The 22560-nt window shown below is 68.2% G+C and carries 14 protein-coding genes; 6 read left to right on the forward strand and 8 right to left on the reverse strand.

The features are described 5' to 3' along the window. From FCU40_RS14580 to FCU40_RS14600, 5 genes are all read right to left on the reverse strand, one after another. Positions 1-991, reverse strand: a 991-nt coding sequence (locus FCU40_RS14580; protein ID WP_168075845.1) for a tetratricopeptide repeat protein, incomplete at its 3' end; no start/stop codon positions are given. Between the two features lie 9 nt (positions 992-1000). Next, a complete protein-coding gene (locus FCU40_RS14585; protein ID WP_168075846.1) occupies positions 1001-1966 on the reverse strand; it encodes an alpha/beta fold hydrolase in 966 nt (321 codons plus the stop codon). Between the two features lie 24 nt (positions 1967-1990). Continuing rightward, positions 1991-4222 (reverse strand): TonB-dependent receptor, encoded by a 2232-nt coding sequence (locus FCU40_RS14590; RefSeq protein ID WP_241693622.1) that lies wholly within the window; start codon positions 4220-4222, stop codon positions 1991-1993. 252 nt (positions 4223-4474) lie between these two features. After that, positions 4475-5968, reverse strand: a complete 1494-nt coding sequence (glpK, locus tag FCU40_RS14595; RefSeq protein ID WP_206677345.1) for a glycerol kinase GlpK — start codon at positions 5966-5968, stop codon at positions 4475-4477. Between the two features lie 2 nt (positions 5969-5970). Beyond that, positions 5971-7500, reverse strand: coding sequence for a glycerol-3-phosphate dehydrogenase (locus FCU40_RS14600; RefSeq protein WP_168075849.1), 1530 nt, complete (start codon positions 7498-7500; stop codon positions 5971-5973). A 161-nt stretch (positions 7501-7661) separates the two neighbouring features. Here FCU40_RS14600 and FCU40_RS14605 point away from each other — a divergent pair, with 161 nt between their 5' ends. Together FCU40_RS14605 and FCU40_RS14610 are read left to right on the forward strand one after the other, a co-directional pair. Beyond that, entirely contained in the window at positions 7662-8441 is a 780-nt protein-coding gene (locus FCU40_RS14605) for a DeoR/GlpR family DNA-binding transcription regulator (protein WP_168075851.1), read from the forward strand. A 255-nt stretch (positions 8442-8696) separates the two neighbouring features. Continuing rightward, a complete protein-coding gene (locus FCU40_RS14610) occupies positions 8697-11438 on the forward strand; it encodes a TonB-dependent receptor (RefSeq protein WP_168075853.1) in 2742 nt (913 codons plus the stop codon). 120 nt (positions 11439-11558) lie between these two features. On the opposite strand, the gene FCU40_RS14615 is transcribed toward FCU40_RS14610, so the two are convergent. Beyond that, complete coding sequence (locus FCU40_RS14615) at positions 11559-13697, reverse strand: alpha-galactosidase (RefSeq protein ID WP_168075855.1); 2139 nt, start codon at positions 13695-13697, stop codon at positions 11559-11561. A gap of 155 nt (positions 13698-13852) precedes the next feature. Between FCU40_RS14615 and FCU40_RS14620 the strand changes: the two genes are divergently transcribed. From FCU40_RS14620 to FCU40_RS14630, 3 genes are read left to right on the forward strand one after another with little or no spacing between them, the layout of a single operon-like run. Next, on the forward strand, positions 13853-15817 hold the full coding sequence (locus FCU40_RS14620) for a beta-galactosidase (protein ID WP_168075856.1): 1965 nt from the start codon (positions 13853-13855) through the stop codon (positions 15815-15817). After that, the gene (locus FCU40_RS14625; RefSeq protein ID WP_168075858.1) at positions 15817-17154 is read left to right on the forward strand and encodes a dienelactone hydrolase; all 1338 of its coding nucleotides are present in this window, start codon (positions 15817-15819) and stop codon (positions 17152-17154) included. Before FCU40_RS14620 ends, FCU40_RS14625 begins: the two co-directional genes overlap by 1 nt. Positions 17155-17176: 22 nt before the next feature. Beyond that, the gene (locus FCU40_RS14630; RefSeq protein ID WP_004617739.1) at positions 17177-18616 is read left to right on the forward strand and encodes an SLC5 family protein; all 1440 of its coding nucleotides are present in this window, start codon (positions 17177-17179) and stop codon (positions 18614-18616) included. Between the two features lie 30 nt (positions 18617-18646). On the opposite strand, the gene FCU40_RS14635 is transcribed toward FCU40_RS14630, so the two are convergent. Both FCU40_RS14635 and FCU40_RS14640 read right to left on the reverse strand, forming a co-directional pair. After that, complete coding sequence (locus FCU40_RS14635; protein WP_168075860.1) at positions 18647-21166, reverse strand: FtsX-like permease family protein; 2520 nt, start codon at positions 21164-21166, stop codon at positions 18647-18649. 2 nt (positions 21167-21168) lie between these two features. Beyond that, on the reverse strand, positions 21169-21855 hold the full coding sequence (locus FCU40_RS14640; protein WP_168075862.1) for an ATP-binding cassette domain-containing protein: 687 nt from the start codon (positions 21853-21855) through the stop codon (positions 21169-21171). A gap of 56 nt (positions 21856-21911) precedes the next feature. On the opposite strand from FCU40_RS14640, the gene FCU40_RS14645 reads away from it, so the two are divergent. Further along, a complete protein-coding gene (locus tag FCU40_RS14645; RefSeq protein WP_168075864.1) occupies positions 21912-22556 on the forward strand; it encodes an arylesterase in 645 nt (214 codons plus the stop codon). The last annotated feature ends 4 nt before the right edge of the window (positions 22557-22560 follow it).

The following is a 22560-nucleotide window of genomic DNA, read 5'->3' on the forward strand; positions in this document are numbered from 1 at the left end:
GCACGGCGGCCAGCAGCGTGTCGGCCTCGGGGCGATCCGCGCGGGCCAGGCCGTACAGATACTGCAGGGTCAGGAACGGCTGGACGACATCGGCGGCGCGGACGGTCAGGTGATCGGCCAGATCGCTCCAGCGGTCGCCGACATCGACGCCGGCCAGCTCCAGCCGCGCCAGCAGCGAAACGGCGCCGACCTGATCCTGGGAATAGTCCTTGGCCTGAGCCCAGCAGTGGTCGTCATGGATGGCGAGGGCCGCGTCGAACTTGCCCTGGCTCAGATAGAACAGCGCCAGGTGCCACCAGAGATGCGTGTCCATGAACGAGTTAAGCCCCGTCCAGTCGTCGCGGGCGCTTTCCAGGAACGCCACGCCCTCGGCGACGCGGCCTTGGGTCAGCATCACATGGGCCAAGGCATGCTGGGCCCAGGGCTCCTTGCGCTTCAGCGCCAGGGCGCGACGCGCGGCGGCTTCCGCCTCGGGCAGCAGGTGGCACTGCTCATAGGCGAAGGCCAACATGCCGTGCAGATAGGCCACGTCTTCGGCGGCGGGCAGGACGGCGCTGGCGGCGCGCAGCATCGCCGGGAAGTCGCCGTGGTTGAAGTCGTGATAGTGGCGGAGCTTCAGCGTCAGCAGGTCGCGGGGCCATCGCGCCAGGATCGACTCGGCGATGGCCAGGGCGGCGGGGATGTCGTCGGCCGACCAGGCGGTCACGAAATCGACGAAGGCTCGCTCGCGCGGATGGGCGTCGCCAGCCAGGGCCTGGGCGCGGGCGAGGTGCGGCGCGGCGCGTTCGGCTGCCTCGGGCGCCTCCAGCAGCAGCCAGAGCGTCGCGGCGTAGGCGTTGAGCAGCACCTCGTCGGGGTGGACCTCGGCCGCGCCGATCACCTCGGCCGCCCGCGCCTCGTAGCCCAGGAAACCATCGACGAAATTGTCGATGGCGGCCAGGGCGGCGTCGGCGTTCGTGCTGACCGGGTTGCCGAGATAGTCCGTGCGCATGGATGAACTCTAGCGGACGCCGGCCTTGGCGAGGAAGGCGGCCGTATCGTCAGCCGTGCGTTGAGGGATCTCGACCTGGGGCAAATGGCCGACCTTGGGATAGACGATCAGCTGCGCGCCCGGGATCGCCTCGGCGAACTTGTGGGCGGCGGCGACCTCGATCAGCGGGTCGAGCTCGCCCCACAGCACCAGGGTCGGAACCTTGATCTCCGCCAGCACCGCCTTGGTCGCCTGGCTATGCTTGCCGGGCTGGATCGACATCAGGATGGCGCGATGGCCGGGCGCGCGCTGCAGCTCGGCCCAGCGGTCGATGAACGCATCGGTGATCACCGCCGGATCGCCGACCTCGCCGCGCAGACCCGAGCGGATCAGCGGCTTGTTGTCGATCGAGCGCAGGAAGGCGCGGCCCCAGGAATATTTCAGCAGCTTGAAGGCCAGGGGTGGCTTCTTCAGCGTCGTGGCCGGCCAGCCGGCGGCGTCCGCCAGGATCAGGGCGTCGACGCGCTGGGGATGGCGCACGGCCACCTGCCAGGCGACGCCGCCGCCCATCGAGTTGCCGGCGATGGCGAACTTCGGCAGGTTTTCCTTCGCCGCCAGGGCGTCGATCAGGTCGGCGAAGCCATCGGCCGAGGCGACATAGCCGTCCGGCGCGCGGGTCAGGCCGTGGCCGGGCAGGTCGACGGTGATGATCCGATAGCGGTCCCCGAGCCGCGCGACCCATCCCTCCCACGAGAAGTGGCTGTCGCCAAAGCCATGGACCAGAACCAACAGCGGACCATCGGCCTTGCCTTCGTCCTTGTAGTGCAGGCGCACGCCGCCGGGCAGATCGGCATAGCGTGAAGCCTTGGTGGCGTACTTGGCCTCCAGCGCCGGGTAGGGAATGTCGGGGCCGCGCAGCAGCAGCCAGCCGACAAGGCCGGCCAGGACGACCAGGCCAACGAGGCCGCCCAGGATTAGCAACAGGGTCTTCAACATGCGCGGCGCTCCCGAACCAGACGACTAGAAGCGATACTGGGCGCGAACGCCATAGGTCGCGGGCTCGCCAGGCGCGGCGATGTCGATCAGCGGCAGGAAGAAGTTCCGCGTCAGATCGTATTTCTTGTCGAACACGTTGCGGGCGAAGGCGGTCAGCGCCCAGGGGCCCTTGGCCGGCGACACCGTGAGGCTGGCGTTGGCCAGCCAGTAGCTGTCGACGTCGTAGCGCGAGCCCAGCAGCAGGGGCTTCACCTTGTCATGGAACGCGTAGTTGCCCTGCGCCTCGACTTGATAATCGCCGACGGCCCAGGTGTAGGACACGTCGCCGCCGTAGCTGAGCGGCGGGAAGCCGACCTTGGCGCCGGTGCGGTCGATATAGACCGCCTTCTTGGCCGCGACGCTGGCGGGAATGTCCAGGTCGTTCGTGTACTTGTCGAACTTGCCGGTCTTGTAGCCCAGCGACTGCCCGATCCGCAGGGCCGGGACGGGGCGCCAGGTCAGCTCCAGTTCGCCGCCATAGATATGCGACTTCTGGGCGTTGACGATGGCGCCGATCGGGCCGTTGTTGATGTCGTAGATCGCCGACTGAACCTGCTGGTTCTTGTAGTCGTAATAGAAGACCGAGCCGTTCAGCTGGACGGTATTGTCGGCGAAGCTCGACTTGAAGCCCGTCTCGTAGGCCCACAGGGTCTCGGGGCGGAAGCCGGCCACCGCCTTGGCGTCGCCGACATTGTACGAGGTGAAGCCGCCGGACTTCGTGCCCTTGCTGGCGCTGGCGTACAGCAGCACGCCGTCGATCGGGCGGTATTCCAGCGCCAGCTTGCCGGTCACGGGCTTGTTGTGCAGGCGCTTGTTGGCGGTGGGGCTGAAATTGGTCGCTGGCGCGCCGGGCGCGAAGACGCCGGCCGTGACGAAGTTCAACTGCTCGCGCTTTTCGTCCTCCGCGCGCAGACCGGCGATCAGCTTCAGCCTGTCGGCGAACGCGTATTCGATCTGGCCGAAGACCGATTTCGACGTGACCTTCTGATTGTAGGTGGTCCGGGTGTCGAACAGCAGCGACTGCCAGAAGTCCGAATAGAAGGCCTCGTCCAGGGTCTCGCGCGAATAGTAGGCGCCGACCAGCCATTGCAGCGGCCCGGCCGACTTCGACGAGGCGCGGACCTCCTGCGAGAACACCTTGGCGTTGGTGTCGAAATAGGTCCCGGCGTAGGCGTAGGCCGAGCCGTCCCAATCGTTATATTCCTTGCGGCGCAGCTTCTCGAACGCCGTGATCGAGACGAGATCGACACTGTCGAAATCGCCGTGCGCCCGCAGCGAGACCCCACGGCTGGTGGTGTCGTGGAAGGGCTTGGCGTTGGTCGCGATGCCGGTCAGGGCCGCGAAGGCGCTCGAGCCGCCCCAGCCGGTGGCCTTGCGATCGGTATCGGCGGGGATGGTCGGCAGGCTGGCGTTATAGCTCAGCGGATTGAACAGATAGAGCCCGGTCGGCTCGGACTTGTCGTATCCGGCGTGGGCGCTGAGCAGGACATCGACCTTGTCGTTCGGCTTCCAGGCCAGCTGGGCGCGCGCGGAGGTCGTGTCCTTGTCGCCGAGCTTCTGGCCGGTGCCTCGGTTCTTCTGCCAAGCGCCGCCCTGGTCGGTCACAATGGCCAGGCGGCCGCTGAGGGTGTCGGTCAGCGGGCCGGAGACGTAGCCCTCGGCCTTGAATTCGTCGTGGCTGTCATACTCGGCGGTGACGCCGGCGCTCAGCGACGGGGTCGGGCGGTTGGTGATGAAGTTGATCGCGCCGCCGGTGGTGTTACGGCCATAGAGCGTGCCCTGCGGCCCGCGCAGCACTTCGACCCGCGCGATGTCGAACAGCAGGCCTTGGGTCTGGGCCTGGATCGGGTAGGCGACCTCATCGACGCTGACGCCGACGGTCGAGGAATTGTTCGAGGCGTAGTCGTCAAAGCCGACGCCGCGCAGGCGGAAGCTGGGCTGGCCGCTGCCGAACTGTGGTGTGATCTCGAGGCTGGGGGTGGCGTACTGGAGTTGGTTGACCGTGGCGACCCCGCGCGCGGCCAACTGCTCGCCGGAGATGACCGACAGGGCCACCCCGACGTCCTGGGCCGACTGTTCGCGCCGTTGGGCGGTGACGATGACCTGCTCGACCGCGGTGTCCTTGGGCGAGTCCGCGACCGCCTCGGCCAGCGCGCCGCCGGCGAAGCCCGCGCCCAGGGCGCCGATCGCTGTTCCGATGAGAAGACGCTTGATCACGACTGAGATCCCCATTTGTCGACGCCGACCTGAATGGGGGCGTCGCTTTTTTGTTCGTCCTTATAATTCCTAGTGATCTTGTTGAGATTGAAACCGAGATTTCCTTGTGGAGAACCAAGGTTCTCTAATCGCCGTTCATGTGTGACGGAAGAATCTCGAATAGCCGCGCGATTTTATTCCGCGCGACGGGGCGTCGCGCGGATTTACGGTTGTGCGCCTCGGGAAGCCGCTGGCGCGGGCGGCGGATAAGTCTCAGCCGGCGGGGCGAAGGCGCGCGCGCGCCACCGCGTCCTTCCAACCGGCCAGGCATTGGGCGCGGTGGTCGGGCGTCATGGCCGGATCGAAGCGCCGATCCAGCCGCCAGCCTTGCGAGATGGCCGCCAGGTCCGGCCATACGCCCGCGCCCAGGCCGGCCAGGAAGGCCGCGCCCAGGGCGGTGGTCTCGACATTGACCGGCCGCTCCACGGGTGCGTCGATGACGCCCGACAGGAAGGCGCACAGCCAATCATTGGCCGCCATGCCGCCATCGACGCGCAGGGCGCTGGGTCGCGAGGCGCCGTCGGCGAACATGGCCTCGACCAGATCCTGGGTCTGGAAGGCCACGGACTCCAGAGCGGCCCGCGCGATGTGGGCGGCCGAGGCGTCCAGGGTCAGGCCGTGGATCAGGCCCTTGGCCTGCGGATCCCAATAGGGCGCGCCCAGACCGACGAAGGCTGGGACCATGTATACGCCGTGGCCGTCGGGCACGCTGGTGGCGAGGCTCGAGGTGTCCGAGGCCCGCACGATCAGGCCCAATTGGTCGCGCAGCCACTTGATCGCCGCCCCGGCCACGAAGATCGAGCCTTCCAGGGCGTAGGTCGGCTGACCGTTCAGGCGATAGGCCGTGGTGGTCAGCAGGCGGGTGTTTGAAACGACCGGCTGGGCGCCGGTGTTCATCAGCATGAAGCAGCCGGTCCCATAGGTGGCCTTGATCATGCCTTGGCCAAAGCAGGCTTGACCGATCAGCGCCGCCTGCTGATCGCCGGCCATGCCTCGGATCGGGATCGGCGCGCCGAACAGATCCGCCTGCGTCTCGCCGAAGTCGGCGCAGTTGTCGCGCACGTCGGGCAGCAGGCCGGCGGGAATGTCGAACAGCGCCAGCAGGTCCTCGTCCCAGACCTGGCGATGAATGTCGAACAGCAGCGTCCGCGAGGCGTTGGTCGCATCGGTGGCGTGGACGCGACCTCCCGTCAGGCGCCAGAGCAGGAAGCTATCGATCGTGCCGAACGCCAGGTCGCCGCGCTTCGCCGCCTCGCGAGCGCCGGCCACGTGGTCGAGGATCCAGGCCAGCTTGCTCGCCGAGAAATAGGGATCCAGGCGCAGGCCGGTTCGGGCCTGGACGAGATCCTCGTGACCCGCCAGGCGCAGGGCTTCGCAGGCGTCGGTGGTGCGGCGGTCCTGCCAGACGATGGCGGGGTGGATGGCCTGGCCCGAGCGGCGGTCCCAGACCACGACGGTCTCGCGCTGGTTGGCGACGCCGATGGCGGCGACGGCGCTGGCCTCCGCGCCGGCCTTGGCCAGGGCCGCCCGGGCCGTGTCCACCACGTCGCGCCAGATGGTCTCTGGGTCGTGCTCGACCCAGCCCAGTTCCGGATAGCTCTGGGCGAATTCGCGTTGATCAACGCCCGCGACCGCGCCTTGGTCATCGAAGACGATGCTGCGCGTGCTGGTCGTGCCTTGGTCGATAGCCAGAATATAGCGGGTCACGGTCACGCCTCGGCCGACAGGGGGGCGGGGCGCGGGGCCTCGGTCGTCGTCTTGCCCGCCAGATAGGCTTCCAGGCGCTCAGCGCCGCCCGGCGGCAGGTGCAGGCCAAGCTTGCTGCGGCGATAGAGGATGTCCTCGGCGGTGCGGGCCCATTCGTGCGCCACCAGATAGTCGACTTCCGCCGCGCGCAGTCCGGCGCCGAAGTCCTCGCCCAGGTCGGACAAGCTTTTGGCGCCGGCCAGGATCCGCCGGGCGCGGGTCCCGTAGGAGCGGGCCAGGCGGAAGGCCAGATCCTCGGGCAGGAAGGGATGCTCCGCGCGCAGGGCGCGGGCCAGGGCCGCGCGGTCCAGATCGGGCAGGTCGCCGCCCGGCAGAACCGCGCCGCGCGTCCACGAGGGGCCCGCCTGCGGGAAGAATTCGGCCAGCTTTTCCAGCGCGTGGTCGGCGAGACGGCGATAGGTGGTGATCTTGCCGCCGAACACCGAGAGCACGGGCGCGTGGCCTTCGGCCGCGTCGACCTCCAGCACATAGTCGCGGGTGACGGCCGAGGCGCTGTCGGCCTTGTCGTCGAACAGCGGACGCACCCCGGCATAGCTCCAGACCACGTCGGCGGGCGTCAGCTGGCGGTCGAAGTAGCGATTGATGCTGTCGCACAAATAGTCGACCTCGGCCGCGTCGATGCGAGCCGGTCCCGGAGGCGCGTCCCAGGCCACATCGGTGGTGCCGATCAGCGTGAAGCGGTCCTCGTAGGGGATGGCGAACACAATCCGGCGGTCGGGGTTTTGCAGCATGTAGGCCTGGTCGCCCTCGAACAGGCGCGGGACGACGATATGGCTGCCCTTGATCAGCCGCGCGCCGCTACCGGTGGTGACGTTCAAGCCGCCGCTCAGCACCTCCGACACCCACGGGCCGGCGGCGTTGACGATAGCGCGGGCGCGAACTTGGCGTTCGCCGCCGTCCTGGGTCTTCAGCCGGGCTTCCCAGCCGTCGGACACGCGGTGGGCGGCGACGAGCTTGGTGCGCGTTTCGATCACCGCGCCGCGCTCGGACGCGTCGATCGCGTTCAGCGCCACCAGGCGGGCGTCATCCACCCAGCAGTCGGAATAGACGAAGGCCTTGCGGTACTGCGTCTTCAGCGAAGCGCCCTCGGGCGCGCCGGTCAGGGACAGGCCGCGCGAACCCGGCAATCGCTTGCGGCCGCCCAGGTGGTCGTAGAGGAAGAGGCCCAATCGGACCAGCCAGGCGGGGCGGGTCGCATGGGCGTGAGGCAGGACGAAGCGCAGCGGCCAGATGATGTGCGGGGCCATGGTCAGAAGGGTCTCGCGCTCTTCCAGCGCCTCGCGGACCAGGCGGAACTCGTAATATTCCAGATAGCGCAGGCCGCCGTGCACCAGTTTGGTGCTGGCCGAAGAGGTCGCGCTGGCCAGGTCGTTCTGCTCGACCAGCAGGACCGAAAGACCGCGCCCCGCGGCGTCGCGCGCGATGCCCGCGCCGTTGACGCCGCCGCCGACCACCAGAAGGTCGTATTCCATGCCTGACGCGCCTCCATCGCGAATTGTGTTTTCGAGATATACGAAAAAGCGAAAATACGAAATTTAAAAACGAAACATCTTTCGCCCAATGCGCGCTATCGTCGCCCCCGGGCTGGTCAACACGGTCGCCGCCGCGCTAAGCGGGGATCGGAGGTGCGTCGATGGCCATCGAGCAACGTCACGAAGCGATTCTCGCGTTCGCCCGAAAGAGCGGACGCGTGACGGTCGAGGCCCTGTCGGACAGCCTCCAGGTCTCGCGCCAGACGATCCGCAAGGATCTGAACGATCTTTGCGACCAGGGGATGCTCAACCGCGTGCACGGTGGCGCGGTGATCGCGACCGGCGGTGTCGACAACCTGGAATACGAGGCGCGTCGCGTCCTGGCCCGCGAGGCCAAGGAGGCGATCGGCGCGGCGGCGGCGGCCCTGATTCCCGAGCAGGCCTCGTTGTTCATCAATATCGGCACCACGACCGAGGAGGTGGCCCGCGCGCTGGCGGGGAGGTCAGGCCTGTTGGTAATCACCAACAATCTCAATGTTGTGGACATCCTGGCCCCGTCGCCGGGCATCGAGGTCATCGTGGTGGGCGGGCGCGTGCGCAGCGCGGACCGCGCCTCGGTCGGCGCTTTCGCGGTCGACTTCATCCGCAACTTCAAGGTCGATTTCGCCATCATCGGCGCCTCGGCCATGGATGAGGACGGCTCGCTGCTGGACTTCGACATCAACGAGGTTCAGGTCTCTCAGACCATCATCCAGAGCTCCCGCCGGGTGATCCTGGTCGCCGACAGTCAGAAGTTGGGGCGTCCGGCGCCCGTGCGGATCGGCCATATCGGCGACGTCCACGTCTTCGTCACCGACCGGCTGGAAAGCCCCGACCTGGCCGCCAAATGCAAGGCCCGGGGCGTTCGGGTCATCGAGACCGCGCCGAATCCGTCGCTCTAGATTCAATCCGGCCGTGCCGACGCGTCCGACGCCTATCCGGCGTTCAACCGTTTCCCGGCGCATCCCCTTGTTTCAGAACCCTTGACCCTCGCGGCGTGCTGCTTTCGCCGCGCGCCAAATTCGCAACGCAAACGAAAGATCATTTGCTCGATCGTCATTCCTGTGATTTATCATTTTAATGCACCGCCAACGCGGCGCGAAGAATGAGATCGCACGGCCGCGCCGAGGCGACCTTTCCGCATTCTGGAGGGAACAATGATCTGCAAGAGCGACGGCGGTCGGAGCCGCACCCTTGGCCTTAAGCTGATGATGGGCGCCAGCGCGATTGGCCTGGCCATGCTGGCCGGCGCCGCCCAGGCGCAAACCGCGCCCTCGCAAGACACCACGGTCGAGGAAGTCGTCGTCACGGGCCTGCGCGCCAGCCTGAACCGTTCCATCGACGTCAAGCGCAACTCGTCGGTGATCGTCGACTCGATCGCCTCGGAAGACCTGGGAAAGTTCCCCGACACCAATGTCGCCGAGTCGCTGCAGCGCATCACCGGCGTCTCGATCGATCGTAGCGGCGGCGAAGGCCGTTTCGTCACGGTCCGCGGCTTTGGCCCGTCTTTCAACGAGTTGCTGCTGAACGGCCGCACCCTGGCCACCGAGAACCCGGGTCGCCAGTTCAGCTTCGACATGCTGCCCGCCGAGCTGATTTCGGGCGCCGACGTCTACAAGACGACCAATTCGGCGCTGCAGGAAGGCGGCATCGGTTCGACCATCAATCTGAAGACCGCTCGCCCGTTCGACAGCAAGGGCCAGCGCATCGTCCTCTCGGCCCAGGGCAATTACGAGGATCTGTCGGGCAAGGCCTCGCCGAACCTCTTCGGCCTGTATAGCAACACCTTCATGGACGGCCGCCTGGGCGTGCTGGGCTCGGTTTCGTTCCAGGAGCGCAAGGCGCGGATCGATTCCGCCAACACCAGCGGCTACTACGCCACGTCGGTCGGCGGGCAGACCGTCTACATGCCGCAGGACTATAACCAGTATTCCGACACCGAGGATCGCAAGCGCACTTCGGTCACGGGCACGGTTCAGTATCGCGCCACGGACAACCTGACCTTCACGGTTGACGGCATCTACAACAAGTTCACCGTCAAATCGAACACCAGCCAGGTCGGGCACTACTTCTCGCCGGGCAGCATCAGCAACGTGAAGCTGGACTCCAACAAGACGGTGGTGGCCTTCGACCAGAACGCCGACGCCCACTCCGACTTCGTCTCGCGGACGTTCAATCGCCCGACGAACCTGAAGGCGCTGGGCTTCAACGCTGACTGGAACCCGACCGACCTGATCAACGTCAAGTTCGACAGCTCGTGGTCCAAGGCCGAGAACAACAACGGCGGCAACGAGATCTTCGCCGTCGTCGGCATCCCGAACACCGTCCACTTCGACAACACCGCCGGCGGCCTGCCCACCCTGACGACGGGCAAGAGCTATTCGGACCCGAACGCGGTGGGCAAGGCCCACTTCGCCACCCGCCAGGGTTCGAACTACGGCGAGGAGGTCTATGAGAACCGCCTCGATGCGACCTTCAAGACCGACTACGAACACTTCACGGCCGTCCGCGTCGGCGGCATCTACACCGATCGCAAGAAGACCAACCAGCTGGTGCAGTCCAGCTCGGACATCTGGTGCACCTATTGCGGCTACGGCGTCTCCGTGCCGGCGGGCCTGCTCAAGAGCTTCGCCCCCAGCGGCTTTCTGGACGGCGAGGGCGGCAACTTCCCGCGCCAATGGCTGAGCTTCAATTCCGAGGACTATTTCAAGTTCCTGGAAAGCCAGGCGGCCGCCAACGCCGAGGACGTGGTCAAGGGGCAGCCAGTCGGCACGTCCTACGCCGCTCTGCAGAAGACCAACGGCTTCGCCGCCACGCCGCAGTCCAGCTCCTACAACGTGCATGAGAAGGTCGCCGGCGGCTACATCCAGGCCGACTTCGCGGGCGATATCGGCGGCTTGCCCACCAGCGCGACGCTGGGCGTGCGCTATGTCCACACCCAGCTGACCTCCAGCGGCCAGACCCAGACCCTGCTGGATCTGACGCCGATCGCCGGCGACAGCACGCTGTACAACGCGGCCCTGACCGGTTCCTCGCCGGTTTCGAAGTCCTCGAGCTATGACGACTTCCTGCCCAGCCTGAACGTCAAGATGGACCTGCGTGACGACATGGTCGCGCGCTTCGCCGCCTCCAAGACGGTGACGCGTCCCAACCTGACGGACTTGGCCCCGCAGCTGAACCTGATCTCGACCCGCCCTGGCAACCTGTCGGCCAGCGGCGGCAATCCGGACCTGAAGCCCTACAAGTCGACCAACTTCGACGTCTCCTACGAGTGGTACTATCAGAAGTCGGGCTTCTTCACGGTCGGCGCCTTCTACAAGAAGCTTGACGATTTCATCGTCGTCAGCAGCGCGCCGGAAGTCTTCACGATCAGCAACTCGGCCAATCTGGCGGCCTTCTCGGGCGGCAAGGCGACCTTCAACGTCAGCCGTCCGCGCAACGTCGGCAGCGCCAACGTCTACGGCCTGGAAGTCGGCTTCCAGCACACCATGGACTATCTGCCCGCGCCGTTCGACGGTCTGGGCGTGACCCTGAACGCCACCTTCGTGAAGTCCAGCGCCAACGACTCCGGCTTCGCCCTGGAAGGCCTGGGCAACAGCCAGAACGCGGTGCTGTTCTACGCCAAGGGTCCGATCGAGGTGCGGGTGGCCTACAACCACCGCGACGGCTTCCTGTCGACCCAGTCCAACTCGACGGGCGGTCTGCCAATCTACACCAAGACCGCCGGTCAGTTCGACGCCCAGGCGACCTACCAGATCAACGACAACTTCTCGGTCTTCGTCGAGGGCACCAACCTCAACGACGCCAAGACACAGACCTATGGCCTCTACGCCAACCAGTTCCTGAGCCTCGTCGAGACCGGTCCGCGCTACGCGGTCGGCGTTCGCGCGAAGTTCTAACCAAGATCGGCCGGGGGCGCCTGTCGCCTCCGGCCGTGTCCGGCGCCGCCTGCGGCGCGTTTCTTCCCCAACTTGCGAGGGGCGGGCTTTGCGAAGCCCGCCCTTTTTTTGTTTCTGGTCTCAGCCCTGTCGCGTCAGGCGCAGGATGAAGCTGGCCTGCGGATGCATACGCGGGAGTTGCAGGCCCACGCACATCAGGCTGCGACCGTCCAGCACGACGCCCTCGCGCAGCGTGTCGACCAGCGGAGAGCGTGTGGTCAGCGCCTTGGGCCACACCAAACGCACTGAGTAGCGCGCATCTGCGTCCAGGCCCGCCAAGCGCAGGCGGCCGGCGAAATAGGCGTCCTGCTCGCGGATCAGGGTATAGGCGAACACCGCCTCGGAGCCGTCAGTGGCGACGACGCCGAATGCGTTCTCGTTGGCCGGACGATCCAGGCGATGCAGGTCGCCCGTGTGGATCAGGCCGCGCAGCGCCTTGTGCAGCGCCACGCCCTCGGCCAGTTCGGCGCGCTCCTCGTCTGTCAGCGCCAGCAGGTTCGCCTCGATGCCGAAGTGACCGAATAGCGCGGTGGAGACCCGCGTGGCCATCGACACGCGCCGACCAGTGATATGGCAGTCGGTCGGGCCGACGTGGGCGCCCATCAGTTCGGCGGGCAGAAACAGCGACGCGCCCTTCTGGATCGACAGGCGGTCCAAAGCATCGTTGCTGTCGGAGGTCCAGACGCGATCGGTGCGCTCCAGCACGGCGAAGTCGGCCCGGCCGCCGCCCGAGGCGCAGCTTTCGATCTCGACCGCCGGATGGGCGGCGCGAAGGCGATCCAGAACCGCATACAGACCCAGCACATGGGCGTGCGCGCCCGGCGCGCCGTCCTGTCCGCCGGGGTGGCTGATATCGCGGTTCATGTCCCACTTCAGATAGGCGATCGGATGCTCGGTCAGCAGGGCGTCCAGCCGGTCGTACATATAGTCCCGCACCTCCGTCCGGCCGAAGTCGAGGACCAGCTGGTTGCGGAACGACAGCTGCGGGGCCGGCGGGCAGCCCAACACCCAATCGGGGTGGGCGCGGAACAGGTCGCTTCGCGGATTGACCATCTCGGGCTCGACCCACAGGCCAAACTCCATGCCTGCCGCCAGGACGCGGTCGACCAGCGGCTTGAGGCCGTTCGGATAGATCTCCTCGTCGACATGCCAGTCGCCCAGGCCGGCGGTGTCGTCGCGGCGCCCCTTGAACCAGCCGTCGTCCAGCACGAACCGCTCGGCCCCGATCGCGGCGGCGGCGTCGACAAGCTGGGCCAGGCGGTCCTGATCGTGGTCGAAATAGACCGCCTCCCACGTGTTGTAATGCACCGGACGCGGCTTGGCCCGCAGGCGCGCGTGTTCGGGACGCGCCCGGACGAAGTCGTGATAGGCCCGGGAGAGGCCGCTCAGGCCCCTGTCGGAATAGCCGGCGTAGAGCTTGGGGCTGTCATAGGTCGCGCCCGGCGCCAGCCGCAGTTCGCCCGGCATGAACAGCTCGCCCATCTGCACGAAGGCGCGGGCGTCCGACAGGGTCTCGGCATGGATGCGGTGATTGCCGCTCCAGCCGAGGTGGAAGCCAAAGACCTCGCCGGTCGCTTCGCTGGCCGGCGCGCATTCGGCGATCAGGCCTGGGAAGGCGTCGTGCGAGGTGCGGCCGCGACGGTTCTCGCGGACCATGGCGCCCTGGCCGAACGGCGTGCGACGCATCTGGAACTCGCCCGACCAGCGTCCATCCAGATGGATCAGGTGCGAGGCTTCCGGCGGGAGCGGCAGGGTCGGGGCGGCGCAGGCCTCGACCTCCAGGGTGCGCGCGCCGGTATTGGTCAGCTGGGTCGAGGCGACCAGGACGTCCAGGTCGGGCGCCAGCGCAAGACGGTGGACCAGTCGCAGGCCGTTGTGGTCGTCAACCGAGACGATCTCCGCCACGCCCGGCGCGATCGCGTCCACGCTGGCGATCCGCGTGAAAGTGGCCCAGCCTTGGCCGTCGCGATGCGCCCGCAGGCCCGGCGCGCCGGGGAAGCCCTGGCCCAGCAGCGGCGTCAGCGCCAGCGGCGGTGGAACCTCGGGCGAGCAGGGCGCGGCCTCGCGGGTGGCCATCAGGACCAGGTCCATCGGGTCGAGATCCGCCGCCAGGCGCGGTCCCCAGTGCAGCACGGCCGGCGCGTCGCCCCGGCAGTCGACGATCAGGCTGGTGGCCTTGCCATCAAGCCTGACGAACGGGGCGGACTGGGAAGCGGACATCGACGTGCCTTTGACTCGGGCGTGAATTAAACAGGCGTCCAAAGCGGAACGGTTGACGCTGTTTTTTTGTAGGATAAATACGATCGAAGGAAAAGCGGCGGCCTTCGCGCGTCGCCACGATCGATGTCGCGCGAAGCGATGCGTCGGAGGAAACCATGCTTGGCGTTTGCTACTATCCGGAACAATGGCCGACCAGCCTCTGGCGCGAGGATGCGCGCCGGATGAAGGCGCTGGGCCTGACCTATGTCCGGATCGGCGAGTTCGCCTGGTCGCGGTTCGAGCCCGAGCCCGGCGTCTATGACTTCGACTGGTTCGACGAGATCATCCAGATCCTGGGCGAAGCGGGCCTGAAGGTCGTGATCGGCACGCCGACGGCGACGCCGCCCAAGTGGCTGATCGACCGCCATCCCGAGATCCTGCCCGTCGACCCCGAGACCGGCCGGGTTCGGGGCTTTGGCTCGCGGCGTCACTACGACTTCTCCAGCCCGGTCTATCGGCGCGAAAGCGATCGCATCACCCTGGCCCTGGCCGAACGCTATGGTCATAACCCGTATGTCGCCGGCTGGCAGACGGACAACGAGATCAGCTGTCACGACACCACCCTCAGCGCTTCGCCGGCCGCCAAGGCGGGTTTCCAGGCCTGGTGCGCGGCGCGCTATGGCGACATCGACGCGCTGAACACCGCCTGGGGCAATGTCTTCTGGTCGATGGAGTATCGGAGCTTCGACGAGATCGAACTGCCGGTCGGCGCGGTCACCGAGACCAACCCGGCGCACCGCATGGCCTATCGTCGCTATTCGTCCGACCAGGTGGTGGCCTTCCACGACGCCCAGGTGAAGATCCTGCGCGCCCATTCGCCCGGCAAGTTCGTCACCCACAACTTCATCCCGATGAACGAGACGGGGGTCGACAATCACGCCCTGGCCGCCGACCTCGACTTCGCCGCCTACGACAACTATCCGCTGGGCCGCACCGACCTGCTGATGGCCGGAGACGGCGCGGAGGCCTTCCGGCCTTACATGCGCACGGGCCATCCGGACTTCGGGACCTTCTTCTTCGATCAGACGCGTGGTCTCGCGCCCGGCGCCTTCTGGATCATGGAGCAGCAGCCCGGGCCGGTGAACTGGGCCAACCACAATCCGCGCCCGGCGCCAGGTATGGTGCGGCTGTGGACCCTGGAAGCCTTCGCCCACGGGGCTGGCGTGGTCAGCTATTTCCGCTGGCGTCAGGCGCCGTTCGCCCAGGAGCAGATGCACGCGGGCCTGCTGCGCCCGGATAGCAGCCAAGCCGCCGCCTGGCCGGAGATCGAGGCCGTCGTGCGCGATCTGGCGGCTCTGGACCTCGATCAATACCCGACCGCGCGCGCCAAGGTGGCGCTGATGGTCGATGTCCAGGCGCAATGGCTGGGCGAGATCGAACGTCAGGGCCGCAGCTACGACTACACCCACATCCTGCTCGATCACTATCGGGCCCTGCGCGCGCTCGGCCTGGATGTCGACTTCGTGCCGCCCGAGGGCGACCTGTCGGGCTACGCCCTCGTCGTGATCCCGGCCCTGGCCACGCCCAGCGCCCGGACGATCGCCAACCTGAAAGCCAGTTCGGCCTTGGTGGTGTTCGGGCCGCGCTCGGGGGGCAAGACCGATGACGTGACCCTGCCGAAGGGCCTGCCGCCCGGCGTCTTGCGCGAGCTGCTGCCGATCCGCGTGCTGTCGGTCGAGACCCTGCGCCCCGACTGTCCCGACGCCATGATCTGGAACGGCAAGACCTATCCCAGCGCCACCTGGCGCGAGGAGATCGAACTGGCGGGCGAGGCCGAGGTGGCGGCGCGCTACGCCGACGGCGGCGCGGCGATCGTGCGCGCGGGCAAGGCGATCTATGTCGCCAGCCTGAGTGACCGGGCGTTCCTGACCGACTTCCTGGAAAGCCTTTGCGCCGAGGCCGGCGTCGCGACCCAGCGCCTGGACGCCAAGGTCAGGGTTCGTCGTCGCGGCGACCTGACCTTCGCCTTCAATTACAACGAAGAGCCTGTCCCCGCGCCAGCGCCAGCGGGCGCGGTCTTCGTGCTGGGCGGCGCCCTGATCGGTCCGCGCGACGCGGCCGTCTGGAAGGCGCCCGCGTGATGCGCTTGGCGGGGATCTTCCTGGCGCTCCTCCTGGCGTCGCCGCTGGCGGCGCGAGCGCGGGCGCTCGCGGACGGCCCGGCGCTTTCCGCCCCTGGCGCCTATCCGGTTGGCGTCCGAACCCTGATCCTGACCAATCCCGACCAGCCAGACCTGCTGGCCAGCGACCTGGCCGCCGGCAAGCTGGCGCGTCGCGACCGCGTGCTGCCGGTGACCATCTGGTATCCCTCGACCAAACCCAAGGCTGGCGCGGCCCAGGTCCGCTACATGCAGCCGGGAGCGACGCCTGACGCGCCGCCCGTGTTCTACCGCGCCGGCGGCGCCTATCCGGACGCCGCCCCGGTGCGCGGCCAGCACTTTCCTCTGGTGGTGCTGTCCCACGGCTATCGCAACTGGGCGACCAGCTTCGCGGACCTGGCCGAGAACCTGGCCTCGAAGGGCTATGTGGTCGCCTCGATCGAGCACCGTGACCTCGAGCCCAAGACTCTGAGCAACCCTCAGCTTTCGTTCGCCACCACGGTGATCACCCGCGTCGCCGACCAGCGCTTCGTCATCGCCGAACTGGCCCGGCGCGCGGGGGAGGGGCCGCTCAAGGGCGTCTACGATCCGGACGACGTGGGCCTGATCGGCTATTCCATGGGCGGCTTTGGCGCGCTGACCACCATGGGCGCGGGCCTGGATCCGCAAGGTCCGCTCTACAAGCTGGCGCCCTTCGGTCTGCTGAAGCCGTTCAGCGCCCTTGATCCTGGCTTCGCCGCCGGCTTGCCCCGGAACGTCAAGGCGATGGTCGCCCTGGCGCCCTGGGGCGGCGCGCCGCCGCTGCGGGCCTGGAGCGCCGAGGGGCTCGCGGGCGTGACGGTCCCGACTCTGCTGATCGTCGGCGACCAGGACGACGTCAGCGGTTACGACCCCGGCGTCGCCTGGCTCTACGCCAACCTGACCCAGGCCGACCGTCGGATGCTGGTCTACGAGAACGCCCGCCACAACATCGCGCTGGACGGGGTCACCGCCGCCCAGACCCAGAGATTCGAGGCCATCGAGCGCCACGAGGAGCCCGTCTGGCGGCGCGATCGCATTCTGGCGATCAATCGCCACTTCATCACCGCCTTCCTGGACGAGCGCCTGAAGGGCGACGCCGCGCACGGCGCCTATCTGGCTGTCCCGACCGCGCGCGCCGCCGATGGAACCTGGCCGCTGGCGCCCGGCGCCTCGGTGGGCGATCGCTTCGCCGCGCCGAACGACGCCGGGACCGCCCAATACTGGCCCGGCTTCCAGCGTCGCTGGGCCCTGGGCCTGCGCCTCATGCACGCCGCGCCCGACAAAGCCGCGCTAAAATAAGAACCATCGGAAACGCCCCGCCATGCATCTGCAAACCACCCAAGCCTGGATCGCCGCCGGGCTGACCGCCCTGATCGGGCTGATCACCTATCTGAAGTGCCGGGGTCAGGGCCGCGGCGTCGAGGGCGGCAACAAGGAGTTCTTCCTGGCGGGCGGGGGACTGAACTGGCTGTTCATCGCCGGCTCGATCACCATCACCAACCTGTCCACGGACCAGCTGGTCGGCATGAACGGCAACCAGATGGCCTTGCTGGCCTGGTGGGAGCTGTCGGGCGTGGTGGGCCTGTCGATCCTGGCCTGGGTGTTCCTGCCGATCTACTACAAGAACAACTGCACCACGGTGACCGAGCTTCTGGAGAAGAAGTACAAGAACGTCGGCATCCGCTCGACGATCGGTACGATCTTTCTGGTCGGCAATGTCTTCATCTACCAGCCGATCACGCTCTACACCGGCGCGCTGATGATGAAGTCGATGTTCGGGCTGCAGATCCCGATCATGACCCTGGCCCTGGTCTTCGCGGTGGCGGGCTCGCTGTACGCGATCTTCGGCGGGCTGCGCGCCGTGGCCATCACCGACACGTTCAGCGGCATCCTGCTGCTGGGCATGTGCATGTTGGTGGTGTTCCTGTCGCTGAAGGCGATCGGCTTCGACTTCAGCGGCATCCCGCACGAGCGGCTGACCATGATCGGCGGCAACAACTCGCCGCTGCCCTGGCACGTGCTGCTGACGGGGATGATCTTCATCCAGATGTTCTATTGGTCGACCAACCAGACCATCACCCAGCGCGCCATGGCCGCGCCGAACCTGAAGGAAGCCCAGAAGGGCGTTGTCGCCGCGACCATCGTCCGCCTGCTGATCGTGCCGCCGATGGTCGTCATCCCGGGCATCGTGTCGTACAAGCTGTTCGGCCATCTGGGCGACGCGGCCTATGGCAAGATCGTCTGGCACGTCCTGCCCAACTGGATGTCGGGCATTTTCGCCGCCGCCATCGCCTCGGCGGTGCTGGCCCACTTCGCCAGCGTGCTGAACTCGTCCGCCGCGCTCTATGTCTGCGACATCCACGAGAAATATGTCCAGCCGAACCCGAACGTGCCGCGCCTGAGCATGCTGGTCAGCATCGCCTTCGTCGTCGTGTCGCTGGTGCTGGTGCCGATCTATGACGGCGCGGACAGCATCATCAATCTGGTCCAGAAGCTGAACGGCCTGACCAGCATGCCAGTGCTGTCGGTGTTCATCGTCGGCCTGCTGTTCCGCAATGTCGATCCGCGCGCCGCCATCGCGGGCCTGATCTTCGGCGTGGCGCTGTACGCGGTGTTCAGCTTCGCCTGGACGCCCCTGCACTACATCCACATGATGTTCATCACGCTCTGGACCACGGTGGCGTTCTCGCTGAGCCTGAACCGTTGGGTCTTCGGCAAGCGGGCGGAGTTCATTCTCCCGCGCAAGCCGGCGGCGGCGTAAAGCCGTCGCGCGGCGGCGAGGCTCAAGCCTTCAGTCGCCGCGCAGCACGGGCGCGGGGCGTCGGGACAGCGCCAGGCCGGCGGCGATCAGGCCGCCGACGGTGGTCACGCCGGTCGCGCCCGCCAGCAGCGACAGCACGCCCCGCCAGTCGACGCTCCAAGTGGCCTGGAACACCTTGACCACCACCGGCCAGGCCGCCGCGAAGCCGAAGAGAACGCCGGCCGCGCCCGCGATCAGGCCGACCGCGCCATATTCGATGACATAGGCCGTCAAAATCTGGGCGCGCGTGGCCCCCAGGACCTTCAGCGTGGCGGCCTCGCGGGCCCGGGCCCGGGCGCCGGCCGCGATCGCGCCCGCCAGCACCAGCAGGCCCGCCAGTCCGGCGACGGCCGCCGCGCCGCGAACGGCCAGGGCCAGGCGATCGAACAGGGCCGCGGCGGCGTCCAGCTGTTCGCGCACGCTGATCACGTTCACGCCCGGAAACTCCTGGCCCAGCTTCCGGGTCAAGGTCGCCTCGCGGTCCCGATCCAGGCGGGCGATGGCGACGCTGCGCAGGTCGGCGCCCTCCAGCGTCGCGGGATTGAAGATCAGGGCGAAGTTGGGTCCGAAGCCGCCGAAGTCCACCTTGCGCAGCACCGCGACGCGGGCCTCGATCTCCCGACCCAGGATCAGGACCGTGATCGTGTCGCCGACCTTCAGGCCGGCGGCCTCGGCGATCTCGACGTTCAGCGCGACCTCGGGCGGGCCCGCATAGTCGGCGGTCCACCATCGGCCGGCGACGGTCCCGGCCTGTTGAGGCGCGCTGGCCAGCAGCGACAGGCTGATATCGTTGTCGAACGCCCAGCGCTCGGACGGCTTGATAGCCTGGACATCGACCTGCTTGCCCTTCAGGGCGACGATCCGCCCCGTCGCGAAGGGCATTCTGAGATACCGGTCCGCGTTCAGCGGTCCCGTGACGCTGGCCACGGCGGCGTCGAAAGCGGCGGCGCGGTCGGCGGGGATCTCGGTGAACACCATGGCCGGCGCGGTGCGGGGGGCGACGTCGCTGACCTGGGCCAGAAGCGCCGACTGGATCAGCACCACGCACGCCAGCAGCGCGACGCCAAGGCCGATCGCCGGGCTGGCGGTCCTGGCCGCCGAACCCGGCCCCGCCAGATTGGCCAGACCCAGCTTGGCCGGACCGCGCGTCAGGCCGCGCGCCTTGCCCGCCGTCCAGGCGGCGGCGCGGCCGAGCGCCGCCAGCAGGCCAAAGGCGACGGCGACGCCCGCGATCATGATCGCGGCGGCTAGCGGCGTGGGCGCGGTCGCCACGGCCAGGACGGCCAATCCGGCGCCGGAGAGGAGCGCGCCGATCGTCTCCATCCCCACCGGCAGTCGGGCCTTGGGCGCTCTACGGAACAGGGCCGAAGGCGGCGTCGCCCGCGCTCGCGCCAGGGGGATCAGCGAGAACGCCGCCGCCGCCAGGAGGCCGAACAGCCCCGCCTTGGCCAGCGGCCAGGGATAGACCGCGAAGAGGGCGGGGATCGGCAGGCTCGAGCCCGCGATCTTGCCGAGGATCAGCGGCGCGACGCCGCCCACGATCAGGCCCAGGGCGACGCCCAGCAGGGCCAGGACGCCGATCTGGATCAGGTGGAGGCCGCGGATCAGACCGCTTTCCGCGCCCAGCGCCTTCAGCGTCGCGATGGCCGGCTCGCGGGCCGACACATAGGCCGAGACCGCTCCGGCCACGCCCAGACCGCCGGCGACCAGCGAGGCCAGTCCGATGAAGCCCAGGAAATATTCCAGTTGGTCGATCAGTCGCCGCGCCCCGGGGGCGCTGTCCAGCCGGTCCCGAACTCGAAGGTGGGAGTCCGGCAGCGCCGCCTGGACGGCCTTGCCGGCGGCGCGGGGGTCCTGGCCGGGCGGCAGGGCGATCCTGACCGCGCGATTGGACAGTCCGCCGGGCGCCAGCAGGCCTGATCGCTCCAGCACGTCGCGACGCACCAGCACGCGCGGCCCCAGTGAGAAACCTCGAGACAGGCCGTCGGGCTCGCTGATCAGCCGGGCGCGGGCGACCAGGGTCATGGACCCGGCCTCGAACGTGTCGCCAAGCTTCAGGCCCAGGCGGTCCAGCAGCGCCGGTTCGACCGCCGCGCCAGGCAGGCCGTCTCGATCGGCCAGGGCGGCGGAGAGGCTCTGCGCGCCCTCCAGCTTGACGGCGCCCGCCAGCGGAAAGCGGTCGTCGACCCCGCGCAGGCTGACCAGCCGTCGCTCGCCGCTGGGCGCCTGGGCCATGGCGCGGGCGCCGGCCGCGTAGCTGGCGACGCCCAAACGGTCGAAGGTCGCGCGCTCCTTGTCGTTGAAGTCGCGATTCTCGACCGAAAAGGAGAGGTCGCCGCCCAGGATTTCACGGGCCTGGCTGGCCAGCCCCTGGCGAAAGGCCTCGGCGGTCGAGCCGGCGGCTGCGATGGCGGCGACGCCCAGCGCTAGACACGCCAGGAAGATCCGAAAGCCGCGCACGCCCGAGCGCAATTCCCGAGCGGCCAGCCGGAAGGGGAGGGGGGCTTTCATCGTCACGCCGTGACGCGCCCGTCGGCCATCCGCACGATGCGGTCGGCGCGGCTGGCCAGGGCTGGATCGTGGGTGACCATCACCAGCGCCGCGCCGAGCTCGGCGACGAGGCTGAACATCAGATCGGCGACCGAGGCCGCGGTGGCGCCGTCCAGGTTGCCGGTCGGCTCGTCGGCGAACAACAGGGCCGGGCGGGCCGCCAGGGCGCGGGCCAGGGCGACGCGCTGCTGCTCTCCCCCGGACAGCTGGTGCGGATAGTGGGTCAGGCGCCCCGAGAGCCCGACACGGCCCAGCCAGTCGCGCGCGACGGAGAGGGCCTCGCGCGCGCCGGCGATTTCCAGCGGCGTGGCGACGTTCTCCTCGGCGGTCATGTTGGGCAGCAGGTGGAAGGCCTGAAACACCAGGGCCGCGCGGTCGCGACGCAAACGCGCCCGGCCGTCCTCGTCCAACTTGGCCAGGTCCTGCCCGAACAGGCGCGCCGTTCCGGCGGTGGGCTCCTCTAGCCCGGCCCCGACGGCGATCAGCGAGGACTTTCCCGAGCCCGATGGACCGATCACGGCCACGCGCTCTCCGGCGTTCACCACCAGGTCGACGCCGCGCAGAATGTTCACCGGGCCGGCGGCCGAGGGCAGGGTCAGCGTCACCGCGTCGAGCACCAGCGGCGCGGCGGGTTGGGCGTCGTCGGTCATATCGCTTCCTGTAGGGGTGGTCTTGTCCGGCCGGTCGACGACCTACATAGGAAGGCATGACCTCGACCGCACAGCGTTTTCCAGATCGCCGCCGATTTCTGATCGGCCTGGGCCTGCTGACCCAGATCGCCGCCGCGCCGAAGCCGCCGGTCATCACCGTGCTGGGCGATTCCATCACCGCCGGTCTGGGTCTGCCGGCGCGTGACGCCATGCCCGCTCAGCTCCAGGCCGCGTTGGCCCGACGGGGTGTTCCGGCGATCGTTCGAGCGGCCGGCGTTTCGGGCGACACCAGCGGCGGGGGGCTGGCGCGGGTCGGCTTCAGCGTCGCGGGCGACACGCGGCTCTGTATCGTGGCCCTTGGCGGCAACGATCTGCTGCAAGGCGTGGAGCCCGCCCAGACCAAGGCCAATCTGCGCGGGGTTCTCGCCAAGCTGAAGGCGCGGAACATCGGGGCCGTGCTGGTGGGCGTCAGCGCGCCCCCAGCGATCGGCGCGACCTATGCCCGCGAGTTCAACGCTCTCTATCCGAGCCTGGCGCGAGAGTTTTCGGTCCCGCTTTACGCTAACATCCTGGCGGGCGTGGGCGGCAACCCGGCCCTGTTGCAGAAGGACGGTATCCACCCGAACGCCGAGGGCGCTCGGCGGATCGGAGAGGCCCTCGCGCCCGTCGTCGCCAAGGCCTTGAAGGCCCGCGCGGCTTAGAAAG

Origin of the sequence: Caulobacter sp. SSI4214, assembly GCF_012184455.1 — a bacterium.
Lineage (GTDB): Bacteria > Pseudomonadota > Alphaproteobacteria > Caulobacterales > Caulobacteraceae > Caulobacter > Caulobacter vibrioides_E.

Coding starts and splice junctions, on each gene's coding strand:
- FCU40_RS14615 (WP_168075855.1), bottom strand. CDS start 13,697: ATGTCCGCTTCCCAGTCCGCCCCGTTCGTCAGGCTTGATGGCAAGGCC.
- FCU40_RS14635 (WP_168075860.1), bottom strand. CDS start 21,166: ATGAAAGCCCCCCTCCCCTTCCGGCTGGCCGCTCGGGAATTGCGCTCG.
- FCU40_RS14605 (WP_168075851.1), top strand. CDS start 7,662: ATGGCCATCGAGCAACGTCACGAAGCGATTCTCGCGTTCGCCCGAAAG.
- FCU40_RS14645 (WP_168075864.1), top strand. CDS start 21,912: ATGACCTCGACCGCACAGCGTTTTCCAGATCGCCGCCGATTTCTGATC.
- FCU40_RS14625 (WP_168075858.1), top strand. CDS start 15,817: ATGCGCTTGGCGGGGATCTTCCTGGCGCTCCTCCTGGCGTCGCCGCTG.
- FCU40_RS14630 (WP_004617739.1), top strand. CDS start 17,177: ATGCATCTGCAAACCACCCAAGCCTGGATCGCCGCCGGGCTGACCGCC.
- FCU40_RS14620 (WP_168075856.1), top strand. CDS start 13,853: ATGCTTGGCGTTTGCTACTATCCGGAACAATGGCCGACCAGCCTCTGG.
- FCU40_RS14585 (WP_168075846.1), bottom strand. CDS start 1,966: ATGTTGAAGACCCTGTTGCTAATCCTGGGCGGCCTCGTTGGCCTGGTC.
- FCU40_RS14600 (WP_168075849.1), bottom strand. CDS start 7,500: ATGGAATACGACCTTCTGGTGGTCGGCGGCGGCGTCAACGGCGCGGGC.
- FCU40_RS14610 (WP_168075853.1), top strand. CDS start 8,697: ATGATCTGCAAGAGCGACGGCGGTCGGAGCCGCACCCTTGGCCTTAAG.
- FCU40_RS14640 (WP_168075862.1), bottom strand. CDS start 21,855: ATGACCGACGACGCCCAACCCGCCGCGCCGCTGGTGCTCGACGCGGTG.